The organism is Agreia sp. PsM10 (assembly GCF_030433855.1).
In the GTDB taxonomy this organism is placed as follows: domain Bacteria; phylum Actinomycetota; class Actinomycetes; order Actinomycetales; family Microbacteriaceae; genus Agreia.
This window is the reverse complement of record NZ_JARUXC010000005.1, coordinates 29,216-41,682: the sequence shown is the minus strand read 5'-3', so window position 1 is coordinate 41,682 and position 12,467 is coordinate 29,216. Positions and strand designations below refer to the sequence as shown.

The window sequence follows — 12,467 nt, the reverse complement described above, 5'->3', positions numbered from 1 at the left end:
CCGCTAGGGCAAGGGGCGCACGAGCGCGTCGAGGCGCCGCTGCCAGAGTGCGGCGCGGCGCGGGTTGCGAGTGAGCCTCGGGCCGTTCCTCCACGAGGTGACGACACGGATTCCGTGGAGCGCGTTCACGACCCAGACCTCGCATCCGGCGAGCTGCGCCGCCGTCGCGAACTCCTCGCCCGACTCCGTCGCGGTGGCCGATGCCAGCAGCCGTATGGACTTCGCCGTCACGCTGTCGACCCGGCGAAGGGAGGCCGACGGCGCGAACAGTCTGTCGCCCCTCCACCACAGCAGGGCGCTCGTCGCGCCGTCGACGACGTGACCCGTGGCCGACACGATCACGGGCTCGTCGATGTCGTCGAGGGCGGCATCGCGCTTCAGCGCACCGAGGCGTTCGATGTCGGGGCCCTTCACCGCGGCCTCCGTCCTCGGGTCGCCCCCGTCGAGCGAGGCGACGCGCACGGAGGCGCCGAGCGGTGGAGCGGGGCGGACGCGCAGGGCGAGGGTCGTCCCGTCGCCCGTTCGCATCGCGTCGACCCGGGGGAACCAGTCGCCTGTGCGGGGAAGCTCGGCGACCGCCGCGTTCCAGAACCGCTCGGCCGCGGAGGGGTCGATGCGGGTCTCCGACGCGAGCCCGGCCAGGAACCTGTCGTGGTGCAGCTGCAGGGCACGCACGCCGCCGCTCGCGACGAGCCAGCTGTCGGCGACCTGCACGCCCTGATGAGCAGGCTCCGACTCGGTCTCGACCAGATCCGCCCCGGTCCAGACGAGAAGGCGGGGCGTGATCACACGGCCTACGCTATTACAGTGTCCCGCCGCCTCCTCACCAGAGCACTGCAGCACTGGGTCGATCCCGAGCGGGTGTTCGTCGAGGTCTACGGTCGGGAGCCGAACTCCTTCTGGCTCGATTCCGGCATCGATGCCACCACGGGCACGAGCTATCTCGGGGCGGGCGAACCGATCGCGTCGCCGCACGACATCCACGGGCTCGTCGAGCAGCTCCGAGGCCGCCGGAAGGAGATCGACCTCGCCGACCGTCCGGCCGACGGATTCGCCCTCGGCTGGGTGGGGTGGCTCTCCTACGAGCTCGGCGCGGCCCAGCACGGCGTCGACACCGAGCCGACGGGGCTGCCGGGTGCCGCCCTGCTCTGGGTCACCCGCGCGATCGCGTTCGATCACGATGCCCGCACGATCACGCTCCTCGCGCTCGACGGCGAACCGGATGCCGCGGGCTGGCTCGATCGCACGGCCCGGCTGATCGACACGGCCCGGCTGGGCCGCGCCGCCGCTGCCGCGCCGTTCCCGCTCCCGGGACCCCGCGGCATCCGGGCTCTCGAGCGGGCGCCCCGGGCGCAGTGGCGGCGCAGCGCCGACGACTACGAGCGTCTCGTGCGCGACTGCCAGGAGTCGATCAGGCAGGGCGACGCCTACCAGCTCTGCCTCACCAATCAGATCACCGCGGCCGTGCATCCCGACCCCCTCTCGACCTACCTCGCGGTGCGCGCCTCGAACCCGAGTCACCACGGCGGCTACCTGCGCATCGACGGGGTGGCGCTCGTCAGCGCGAGCCCCGAGCGGTTTCTGCGGGTCGACGCGGGCGGCTCGGTCGAGACGAAGCCGATCAAGGGCACCCGTCCGCGAGGCGAGACCGACCACGACGACGCCCGCCTGCGCGCCGAGCTCCTCTCCAGCGACAAGGAACGCGCCGAGAACCTCATGATCGTCGACCTGATGCGCAACGACCTCTCGCGAGTGGCGCTGCTCGGCTCGGTCGAGGTCACCCGTCTGCTCGCCATCGAGAGCTACAGCTCGGTGCATCAGCTCGTCAGCACGGTCACCGCGCAGCTGGCGCCGGACGCCGACTCCCTCGATGCCGTCGCCGCGCTCTTTCCCGCCGGCTCGATGACGGGAGCCCCGAAGATCAGCGCCATGCGCATCCTGAACAGGCTCGAGCAAGGCCCGCGCGGGGTCTACGCCGGAGTCTTCGGCTACCTCGGTCTCGACGGGGCGCTCGACCTGGCCATGGTGATCCGCAGCATCGTGCTCACCGCCGACGGCGCATCCATCGGCACGGGCGGGGGCATCACGGCCCTGTCGGTGCCCGAAGACGAGGTCGAGGAGACGCGTCTCAAGGCCGCACCCCTGCTGGATGCGCTCGGCCTGTAGGCGGCGGTACGGCTACAGCGCGCCGGGTTCGCCGACGGCCAGATGGCATCCCGCCGCATGGTCGTTCACGAGACCCGCGTACTGCATGAGCGCATAGAGCGTTGTCGGACCGACGAAGCGGTAGCCGAGCCTCTTGAGGGCGGCGCTCGCGGATGCGGACTCCGGCGTCGACGCGGGGATGGAGGCGTAGGACTCGGGGGCGACCGTGCGCCGCGGGGGAGCGAAGCCCCAGAGAAGGGAGTCGAGAGCGCCGGGGTCGTGCTCTATGAGCCGCTTCGTGGCCCCGGCGTTCGAGATGGCGGCGCTGATCTTCGCCCGGTTGCGCACGATCCGCGCATCCGACAGCAGCCGGTCGACGTCACCGTCGTCGAAGGTTGCCACACGGTCGATGTCGAACGATGAGAACGCCGCGCGGAAGGCCTCCCGCTTGCGCAGGATGGTGATCCACGACAGTCCGGCCTGGAACGTCTCGAGGCAGAGCTTCTCGAAGAGCGGCTGGTCGCCGTGCAGGGGCCTGCCCCACTCCTCGTCGTGATACGGCAGCATCTCGGGTGCCGAGTGGGCCCATCCGCAGCGGGTCGTTCCGTCGGCATCGGTGATGGTCGCATCCACGCCTTCAACGATACGCGGCGAGCAGGTTTAGTACGATGGATTGCTGCCGCGCCCCGGTGCCACGGAAGAAGCCGTGCGTCCACCGGTGTCCACCGCGGCGATCTTGGCCCCAGCAGCCGAACCCAAGCAAGAATTGAGAGTCGCGTGACCATCGAAACGACGAGCGCCGAGCAGTACGATCCCCGCAACGACCCGGCCCTCCACTACGACTTCGCAGCCATCCAGAACAAGTGGCTCCCTCGCTGGGACGAGATGCAGCCGTTCAAGACCGACCTCGACGGCGACAAGCGCCCGCGCAAGTACGTGCTCGACATGTTCCCCTACCCGTCGGGAGACCTGCACATGGGTCACGCCGAGGCATACGCACTCGGAGACGTCATCGCCCGCTACTGGCGCCAGCAGGGATTCAACGTCCTGCACCCCATCGGCTGGGACTCCTTCGGCCTGCCGGCGGAGAACGCCGCCATCAAGCGCGGCCTCGACCCGCGCCAGTGGACCTACGACAACATCGAGCAGCAGAAGCGCAGCATGCGTCGCTACGCCGCCTCGTTCGACTGGGATCGCGTGCTGCACACCAGTGACCCCGAGTACTACAAGTGGAACCAGTGGCTGTTCCTGCAGATGTACAAGAAGGGCCTCGCGTACCGCAAGGCCAGCTGGGTCAACTGGGACCCGGTAGACCAGACCGTGCTCGCCAACGAGCAGGTGCTGCCCGACGGCACCTCCGAGCGCAGCGGCGCCGTGGTCGTGAAGAAGAAGCTCACCCAGTGGTACTTCAAGATCACCGACTACGCCGACCGCCTGCTCGACGACCTGAACCAGCTCGAGGGCTCATGGCCGTCGAAGGTGCTGAGCATGCAGCGCAACTGGATCGGCCGCTCGATCGGCGCCGACGTCGACTTCGCCGTGGAGGGCCGCGACGAGCCCGTCACGGTGTTCACCACGCGGCCCGACACGCTCTTCGGCGCGACCTTCATGGTCGTCGCCCCCGACTCCGACCTCGCCATCGAACTCGCGGCCGAATCCACGCCCGAGGTGCAGGCCGCTTTCACGCAGTACCTGACCGCCGTGCAGAAGAGCACCGAGACCGAGCGGCAGGCCACCGACCGGCCCAAGACCGGCGTCTTCCTCGAGCGTTACGCGATCAACCCGGTCAACGGAGAGCGCATGCCCATCTGGGCGGCCGACTACGTGCTGGCCGACTACGGAACCGGCGCCGTGATGGCCGTGCCCGCGCACGACCAGCGCGACCTCGACTTCGCCCGCGCCTTCGACCTGCCGATCCGCATGGTCGTCGACGTCACCGCTCCGGCGACCGGCGCCATCCCGATCATCACCGACGAGATGCTCGACGACCCGAACTTCGGCAGCTACGACCCCGCCGTCACGGGCATCGCGCTCGCCGGCGACGGCAGGCTCATGAACTCGGGCCCGCTCAACGGTCTCTCCAAGGTCAACGCCATCAAGAAGGCCATCGAGATCCTGCAGCAGCAGGGCTCAGGCCGGCCGGCCAAGAACTACCGGCTCCGCGACTGGCTGATCTCGCGCCAGCGCTACTGGGGCACGCCCATCCCGATCATCCACGGCGAGAACGGCGAGGAGATCCCCGTTCCCGAAGACCAGCTGCCCGTGCTGCTGCCGCCGAGCGACGGTCTCGACCTGAAGCCGCGCGGCAGCTCGCCGCTCGGCGCAGCGGAGGACTGGGTCAACGTGACCAACCCCGTCGACGGAACGCCGGCGCTGCGCGACGCCGACACGATGGACACCTTCGTCGACAGCTCGTGGTACTTCCTGCGCTTCCTCAACCCGCACGACAGCGAGAAGGCGTTCGACCCGAAAGACGTCGACAAGTGGGCGCCCGTCGACCAGTACGTGGGCGGCGTCACGCACGCGATCCTGCACCTGCTCTACGCCCGTTTCATCACGAAGGTGCTGTTCGACCTCGGCCTCGTCTCGTTCACCGAGCCCTTCAGCGCGCTGCTGAACCAGGGCATGGTGCTCATGGACGGCTCGGCGATGTCGAAGTCCAAGGGCAACATCGTGCAGCTGAGCGACCAGCTCGACGAGCACGGCGTCGACGCCGTGCGCCTCACCATGGCCTTCGCCGGCCCGCCCGAAGACGACATCGACTGGGCAGACGTCTCGCCCGCCGGTTCCTCCAAGTTCCTGGCTCGCGCATGGCGCCTGGCCGGCGACGTCACCAGCCGGCCCGAGGTCAACTGGCGCGACGGTGACATCGCCCTGCGCCGGGTCACGCACCGGTTCCTGGCCGAGGCTCCCGGGCTCATCGAGGCGTTCAAGTTCAACGTGGTCGTGGCCCGCATCATGGAGCTCGTCAACGTGACCCGCAAGGCCGTCGACTCGGGCCCTGGCGGCGCAGACCCCGCCGTGCGCGAGGCCGTCGAGACGATCGCCCTCGGCCTCAGCCTGTTCGCGCCCTATACGGCGGAGGACATGTGGGAGCGGCTCGGCTACCCGGCCTCCGTCTCGGCCTACGGCTGGCGCGGAGCAGATCCCGCCCTGCTCACCGAGGAGTCGGTGACCGCGGTCGTGCAGGTCGACGGCAAGGTGCGTGACCGCCTCGAGGTGGCGCCCACGATCGCCGGCAGCGACCTCGAGTCGCTGGCACGGGCATCCGCCGCCGTTCAGCGGGCGATCGGCGACCGCCAGATCGTCAACGTGGTAGTGCGCGCGCCGCGCGTCGTGAGTATCGCGACGAAGCCGCTTGCCTAGTAGCAGCTCACGGCGCGAACGGCGCCGGCATCAGTAGACGGCCAACTGCAGCCAGAGCAGACCCAGAATCGCGAAGAAGCTGAGCAGCGCGAAGAGCACCGCAAGGCAGATGATCACGACCACGCGGTAGACGATCTCCTGGCGTGCCAACCAGCGGGCGACACGGATCCAGGCGAGCACATTGGCGGCGCCGACGAGCACGAGTGTCGCCACGAAGACCGCGAATATCGGCCACCCATGCATGTACCAGGGATCGTACGGGTGGCTCAGCGATTGCGATAGGCCGATAGCCGGGGACGCGATCGCTGACACGACGATCACGGCCCAGAGTGCAGTTCGCAGCCGGGGGAATGACAGTCCGCGTGAGTTGTCGTACGTTATAGGTTCCATGTCTCGCCTGACTGGTTGAGGAGGACGGTGAGGCTCTCGCCTCATCTCCGCCGCATTCGTTCAGAGTGTCTCCTGAACAGTCTGTCGCAGATGCGGCACAAGTACCGTCTACCGACCTCTCCTCACCAATCGCCGCAGCATGAGCGGTGTTCACAGCGTGGTTCCGGGGCGATCGTCGTCTTGGGTCGCACACCTAGCGTGGTCGCATGGATGCCGAATCGCCGCCCCCGGCGCGGGCTCGGCTCGGCATCGGGGTCGGCGCGGGCATCGTCATCGTGCTCGCGGTGCTCGTCGTGGCCGTGCTCGTGTCGGCGCTGGCACCGCGGGGCAGCAGCGAGGTCCTCGTCACGAACCCCGGCGGCACGAGCGGGTCGACGGCGGGCGGCACGGGTGATCCGTTGCCGGATGCCGGTGGCCAGGCGAGCGCGTCGGTCATCTTCGTGCACGTGCTCGGCTCGGTGGCGAAGCCGGGGCTGTACGAGCTGCGCGAGGGCGCCCGCGTCGTCGACGCCATCGCCGCCGCCGGGGGATACACGGCGGAGGCCGACCAGGCGCAGCTGAACCTCGCCCGCATCGTCGTCGACGGCGAGCAGCTCTACGCCCCGGCTGTGGGCGAGGTGCCGCCGCAGCCGCCAGAGGGATCGGCGACCGATGCGAGCGGTTCGGCGCCTGCCGCGGTCGACCTGAATACCGCCGACGCGTCAGCCCTCGAGACCCTGCCCCGCATCGGGCCGGAGACGGCGAAGAAGATCATCGACTACCGCGACGAGCACGGCCCGTTCACTTCGCTCGACCAGCTGCTCGAGGTGCCGGGAATCGGGCAGAAGACGCTCGACGGTCTTCGCGATGCGGCGGTCGTATGACCCGGCCGGCGGCGGGGGAGCAGCGTTCGACGGGCTCGCGATTCGCCGATCACCGCCTCACGGTTCCGGCCGGTGGCACCTGGGCTGCGGCATTCGTGATCGTCGCACGACCGCACGACGCCGCAGCCGTTCTCGTGGGCGCCGTCGCCGCGCTGCTCGTCAGCCTGCTGCTCTGGCGCGGACTGAGCGCGAGACGCCGCCGGTCGCCATCAGGCCGAGTCGGCGTCGGTCTGCTCCGTGCCCTCCCCACCGTGATGGTGTGCGCCGCGCTCTGCTCGTGCGTGGCCGCGGGCGTGCTGGTCATGCAGCCGGCACGAGAGCCCCCGCTGCTCGTCGACTCGGCGCAGAGTGCGTTGACGGCCCAGCTCTCGGTCACGGGTACGCCGTCCGAGACGACGCACTCGGGATTCGGGGGAGAGGCCGTGTCGGGGGTGCGGTTCGAGGCGACCCTCGAACGCATCGACGACGGTCGCGGCCGCAGCGACGTGACGTCGACGCGGGTCCTGCTCTTCGTCGATGGCCTCGACACGGCCGACGCCCCCGCGATCGGGTCGACTATCCGCGTCGAGGGCCGTTTCCGTGCCACTGACGACGGGTCACAGACCTCCTGGCTGGTGTTCGTCGAGGGTCATCCCCAGCTCATCCGGCAGCCGGGCTGGCACCTCGCCTGGGCGGCGGGACTTCGTGCCGGGTTCACCGACGCCGCGCGCAGTCTCCCGGGCGACGGTGCCGACCTGGTTCCCGGGCTCGCGCTGGGCGACGACTCGCTCGTCGACGCATCGCTCGATCAGGCGATGAAAGACAGCGGACTCAGCCACCTCACGGCCGTGTCCGGTGCCAACTGCGCCATCGTCATCGCGGGCGCGCTGCTGCTTGCAGGGTTCGCCGGGCTCCGTCGGGTGGCGCGACTGTGCGCGGCCGGGGCCGTGCTCGTGCTCTTCGTGGTGCTCGTGACTCCGCAGCCGAGTGTCGTGCGTGCGGCCGCCATGGCGGCGATCGTGCTGTTGTCGATCGGCGCATCGAGATCTGCGCGAGGGATGCCCGTGCTCTGCCTTGCTGTCGTGAGCCTCATCGTCACCGACCCGTGGCTCTCGCACAGCTTCGGCTTCGCCCTGTCGACCCTCGCGACGGCGGGCCTGCTGGTGCTCACCCGACCGCTCACCGCGGCGCTGCGTCGGTGGATGCCTTCATGGCTCGCCGCCGTCATCGCCGTTCCCTTAGCGGCCCAGATCGCCTGCCAGCCCGTGCTCGCCCTGCTCACGCCCACGATCGCGCCGTACAGCATCCCGGCGAACCTGCTCGCGGCTCCGGCGGCGCCGGTCGCCACCGTCGTCGGGCTGCTGGCCTGTCTCCTCGGTGCAATCGTGCCTCCTCTCGCCGTTCCGGCGGCCTGGCTGTGCTGGCTTCCCGCCGCCTGGATCGGGGCCGTCGCCCGTTTCTTCTCGGACGCACCGGGTGCCCGGCTGCCCTGGGTGCCCGGCGTCGTCGGCGCCCTTCTCGTGCTCGCACTGACGGCGCTGGCGCTCTGGGTCGTGCTCGCCTCCCGCGCACCTCGACTCCGCCGTGCGGCGGGAGTGCTGCTGGTCACTGCGGTCGTGGGGGTCTACGGTGGCGTGCTCGTCGGGGGCACGATCGCACTCCGGCTCTCCGTGCCGCAGAACTGGCGCATCGCGGCCTGCGATATCGGTCAGGGCGACGCAGTGCTCGTGAGGAGCGGCGACTCCGTCGCCCTCATCGACACCGGCCCGGAGCCGGAGGCCCTCCGATCGTGCCTCGACAGGATGCAGATCGACCGCATCGATCTGCTGGTGCTCACGCATTTCGACCTCGACCACATCGGCGGTGTCGCCGCGGTGGCGGGCATGGTCGACACCGCACTGGTCGGACCGACCGACGGGCCCGCCGATGAGGCCGTGGTGAGACGGGTGATCGATTCCGGCGCGGCCGTGCACGAGGCGGCGCGGGGAGATCAGGGGACGCTCGGCACCCTGACATGGGGCGTGCTGTGGCCTCTCGAGCGCACGACGCTGCGAGGCAACGGGGCGAGCGTCACCCTTCGCTTCTCAGGAGATCTCGACGCCCTCTTCCTGGGCGACCTCGGCGAGAGCGATCAGCTGCAGCTCCTGTCCGAGGGGCCGCTCGCTCCGGTCGACGTCGTGAAGGTGGCGCACCACGGCTCCGGCGACCAGAGCGCCGAGCTCTACGATCGCATCCACGCCCGCGCCGGCATCATCTCCGTGGGCGCCGACAACGACTACGGGCATCCGAACGACCGCATCCTCGCGATCCTCGCCGACGCGGCGACGCAGGTCTTCAGAACAGACCGGATGGGGCTGATCGTCATCTCCGTCGAGGGCGACGAACTGGTGGCCTGGAGCGAGCGAACACCGTCGGCGGTCGGCGCGTCCGCGCTGTCGGCAGTGGCGACTAGGCTCGATCACGACGATCGACGGAGTGAGGACACGTGGCGACTGCACGCGGCGCAAAACCATCGGCGAAGGCCGCCATCCCGCAACTCTCGTGGGAGCAGGTGCGCCCTGCGCCGGTCGTTCTGGTGTCCGGCACGGAGTCGTTCCTCGCCGAGCGAAGCATCCGGCAGCTGCGAGACCTGCTGAAGCTCGAAGACCCCAGCATCGAGGTCTCCGACATCGACGCGTCGTCGTATGCTCCCGGCGAGCTCCTCACGATGGCCAGTCCCTCGCTGTTCGCCGAGCCGCGCATGATCCGTGTGTCCTCCGTCGAGAAGTGCACCGACGACTTCCTCAGCGAGACGATCTCCTACCTCGAGAACCCCGCCGACGACACCTACCTCGTTCTGCGGCACGGCGGTGGCGTGCGCGGCAAGAGACTTCTCGACGCCATTCGATCGGGCTCCGGCGGCGGCATCGAGATCGTCTGCGCCGAGCTCAAGAAAGACGCCGAACGCTACGAGTTCGCCACCTCCGAGTTCCGCGCGGCCGGTCGTCGCGTGTCGGCCGGTGCGCTCAGGGCCCTCGTCGCCGCATTCTCCGACGACCTGGCCGAGCTCTCCAGCGCCTGCCAGCAGCTCGTCGCCGATGCGTCGGCCGAGATCACCGAGGCAACCGTCGACCGCTACTACGGCGGCCGCGTCGAGGCCAGCGCATTCGCTGTGGCAGACATGGCGATCGCGGGCCGGCATGGCGAAGCCCTCGCCCTCGCCCGGCACGCCCTGGCATCCGGGGCCGATCCCGTGCCCATGGTCGCCGCGTTCGCCATGAAGCTGCGCACCATGGCGAAGGTGCTCGGTACGCGCGGCGGATCAGGCCAGCTCGCCGGCCAGCTGGGCCTCGCGCCCTGGCAGATCGACCGGGCCCGCCGCGACCTGGCCGGCTGGTCGGGCGCGGGTCTCGGGCGAAGCATCCAGATGCTCGCCGAGACCGACGAGAACATCAAGGGCGGCAGTCGCGACCCGGTCTACTCGCTCGAGCGCATGATCGGAGTCATCGCCGAACGCGGCGAATCGCCCCGTTGAGCTTCAGGCACGAATGAGCTTCAGGCACGAAAAAAGCCCCGCAATCGCGGGGCTCTTTTCGTGCGCGTGCCTCTCTAGAGGGAGGCGACCGTCTTCGCGAGAGCCGACTTGCGGTTCGCGGCCTGGTTCTTGTGGATGACGCCCTTCGAGGCGGCCTTGTCGAGCTTCTTGCCCGCTGCGGTCAGCGCGGCGAGGGCCTTGTCTTTGTCGCCCGTGGCGACAGCGGTCTTGGTGGCGCGGATGGCGGTCTTCAGCCCACTCTTGACGGCCTTGTTGCGCTCCTGGGCCTTCTTGTTGGTGCCGATGCGCTTGATCTGCGACTTGATGTTTGCCACGAAATAACCTCTTGTATGTGTTCGGATGAATGCAATGCGATCGACCGGCGACCGCGAGTTCGCTCCGCATAGTAGGACGGAAGCGTAAGCCAACAGGCAACGTTACCAGACGGGTGCCGTCTCGACAATATCGAGGCGACCCGAAAGGCGTGCTGCGTGTGCGGACTGCGGCGTTTCACCGTACCCCGACCGAGGCGTAGCGTTAATGGTCTCATGCCACAGCTCGCATCCCACATCGATTCCGTTCCCCCGTCGGGAATCCGCCGCATCTTCGAGATGGCCCTGTCGCTCGACGACGTGCTGATGCTCGCCGTGGGGGAGCCCGATGTCGACGTCTCCGCCGAGATCCTGAAGGCCGGGTCGGATGCGTGGCTCGCCGATAAGACGGACTACGGGCCCAACGGCGGACTGCTTCCCCTTCGGGAGGCGCTCGTGCGCAAGCTCGCCCGCGAGAACGACGTCGTGGTCGACACCGAGCAGGTCTGGGTCACCTGCGGCGGTATGCAGGCCCTCTACCTCGCCATGAGCCTCACGCTCGCGCCCGGCGACGAGGTGCTCATCCCCGATCCCGGGTATTCGACCTTCGCCATGAATGCCGCCATGATCTCGGCCGTCTCCGTTCCGTACCCCCTGCGCCGCGACAACGCGTTCCTGCCCGACCTCGACGAGCTGCGACGGCTCGTCACGCCGAAGACGCGCATGATCGTCATCAACTCGCCGTCGAATCCGCTGGGCGCGATCTTCCCGGTGGAGACCCTGCGGGCGCTCGTCGACTTCGCCCGCGAGAACGATCTCTGGATTCTGAGCGACGAGGTGTACGAGGCCTTCAGCTATGAGGCTCCCCATGTCTCTGTCGCCAGCCTCGACGCCGACGACAGGGTGTTCTCCGTCTTCTCCCTGTCGAAGACCTATGCGCTCACCGGCGCCCGGGTCGGGTACCTCGTGACGCCTCCCGGCCTCGCGACCACCATGCGCACGGCGCAGGAGGCGATGATCAGCTGCGTCAACACGCCCGCCCAGCTCGCCGCGCTCGCAGCCGTCGAGGGAGACCAGGCGCACGTGGCAGCCGCCGGCGTGCACTACCGGCAGAACCTCGACGCGGCCACCGCTCTTCTCCAGCAGCGCGGCATCGAGTACCTCCAGCCGTCGGGAGCGTTCTACCTGTGGATCAACGTCGGCTACGCGACTGGAGGCGACGTCGCCGGATGGGCCGAGCGCTTCCTCCTCGAGAAGCGCGTCGCCGTCGCGCCCGGTAGCGCGTTCGGACGCGGGGGAGAGGGCTGGATCCGCATCTGTGTCGCTGCGGGCCTCGACGACCTGCTCGAGGGCATCCGGCGCCTGCCCGAGCCCGTGCGCCGCCGACCGGATGCGCACGCGGCCGAACGCGAGGGCGTCACCGTGCGTCTCGCCCGCCCCGACGAGCACGACCTGATCGGCCGCCAGCGTCTCGACGCCTATCGGCTCGAGTTCACGATCGGAGACGACTACGCCGTGCAGATCCTCGACGTGCCGCACCACGCGGCCGTCGGCGAGGTCTGGGTCGCCGTCGACGACGCGACCGGCAGCATCCTCGGGTCGGTCACGACGCCGCGGCCCGGCGAGCTCCTCACGCCGCTCGGACGACCGGGCGAGTTCGACTTCCGGCTGCTCGCGGTCGACCCGGCGGCGCGCGGCCGCCGGATCGGCAGCATCCTCACCGACTTCGTGATCGAGCTCGCGAGGCAGCGCGGCGCCCGGCGCGTGGTGATGAACAGTGGAACCGAGATGACGACGGCGCACGGGCTGTACGAGAGGCGCGGCTTCTCGCGCATGCCGGATCGCGAGAACCCTCCGGGGATCGAGCCGTCGCGCGCCTACGGCCTCGACCTCTGAGCA

The 12,467-nt window shown here is 69.4% G+C and carries 10 protein-coding genes; 6 read left to right on the top strand and 4 right to left on the bottom strand.

Annotation, left to right across the window (positions count from 1 at the left end):
* Positions 1 to 3: 3 nt before the first annotated feature.
* Positions 4 to 789, bottom strand: coding sequence for an aminotransferase class IV (locus QCD70_RS07755; RefSeq protein ID WP_301214802.1), 786 nt, complete (start codon positions 787 to 789; stop codon positions 4 to 6).
* 18 nt (positions 790 to 807) lie between these two features.
* Between QCD70_RS07755 and pabB the strand changes: the two genes are divergently transcribed.
* The gene (gene pabB, locus QCD70_RS07750; protein WP_301214800.1) at positions 808 to 2,166 is read left to right on the top strand and encodes an aminodeoxychorismate synthase component I; all 1,359 of its coding nucleotides are present in this window, start codon (positions 808 to 810) and stop codon (positions 2,164 to 2,166) included.
* Positions 2,167 to 2,178: 12 nt separating this feature from the next.
* Here pabB and QCD70_RS07745 read toward each other — a convergent pair whose 3' ends face one another.
* Positions 2,179 to 2,778 carry a DNA-3-methyladenine glycosylase I gene (locus QCD70_RS07745; RefSeq protein WP_301214798.1) on the bottom strand — a complete coding sequence of 200 codons (600 nt, stop codon included), beginning with the start codon at positions 2,776 to 2,778 and terminating at the stop codon, positions 2,179 to 2,181.
* A gap of 252 nt (positions 2,779 to 3,030) precedes the next feature.
* Here QCD70_RS07745 and leuS point away from each other — a divergent pair, with 252 nt between their 5' ends.
* Positions 3,031 to 5,511 carry a leucine--tRNA ligase gene (leuS, locus tag QCD70_RS07740; protein WP_441004932.1) on the top strand — a complete coding sequence of 827 codons (2,481 nt, stop codon included), beginning with the start codon at positions 3,031 to 3,033 and terminating at the stop codon, positions 5,509 to 5,511.
* A 30-nt stretch (positions 5,512 to 5,541) separates the two neighbouring features.
* Here leuS and QCD70_RS07735 read toward each other — a convergent pair whose 3' ends face one another.
* On the bottom strand, positions 5,542 to 5,754 hold the full coding sequence (locus QCD70_RS07735; protein WP_301214796.1) for a hypothetical protein: 213 nt from the start codon (positions 5,752 to 5,754) through the stop codon (positions 5,542 to 5,544).
* A 353-nt stretch (positions 5,755 to 6,107) separates the two neighbouring features.
* Between QCD70_RS07735 and QCD70_RS07730 the strand changes: the two genes are divergently transcribed.
* The 3 genes from QCD70_RS07730 to holA are packed head-to-tail and all read left to right on the top strand — an operon-like array spanning position 6,108 to position 10,257.
* The gene (locus QCD70_RS07730; protein WP_301214794.1) at positions 6,108 to 6,764 is read left to right on the top strand and encodes a ComEA family DNA-binding protein; all 657 of its coding nucleotides are present in this window, start codon (positions 6,108 to 6,110) and stop codon (positions 6,762 to 6,764) included.
* The gene (locus tag QCD70_RS07725) at positions 6,761 to 9,379 is read left to right on the top strand and encodes a ComEC/Rec2 family competence protein (protein WP_301214792.1); all 2,619 of its coding nucleotides are present in this window, start codon (positions 6,761 to 6,763) and stop codon (positions 9,377 to 9,379) included. Before QCD70_RS07730 ends, QCD70_RS07725 begins: the two co-directional genes overlap by 4 nt.
* A complete protein-coding gene (gene holA, locus QCD70_RS07720; RefSeq protein WP_441004931.1) occupies positions 9,271 to 10,257 on the top strand; it encodes a DNA polymerase III subunit delta in 987 nt (328 codons plus the stop codon). The genes QCD70_RS07725 and holA overlap by 109 nt, the downstream gene beginning before the upstream one ends.
* Before the next feature lie 74 nt (positions 10,258 to 10,331).
* Here the strand turns inward: holA and rpsT are convergent, their stop codons facing one another.
* On the bottom strand, positions 10,332 to 10,592 hold the full coding sequence (rpsT, locus tag QCD70_RS07715; protein ID WP_055774365.1) for a 30S ribosomal protein S20: 261 nt from the start codon (positions 10,590 to 10,592) through the stop codon (positions 10,332 to 10,334).
* Positions 10,593 to 10,805: 213 nt separating this feature from the next.
* On the opposite strand from rpsT, the gene QCD70_RS07710 reads away from it, so the two are divergent.
* Entirely contained in the window at positions 10,806 to 12,464 is a 1,659-nt protein-coding gene (locus QCD70_RS07710; protein WP_367316705.1) for an aminotransferase class I/II-fold pyridoxal phosphate-dependent enzyme, read from the top strand.
* The last annotated feature ends 3 nt before the right edge of the window (positions 12,465 to 12,467 follow it).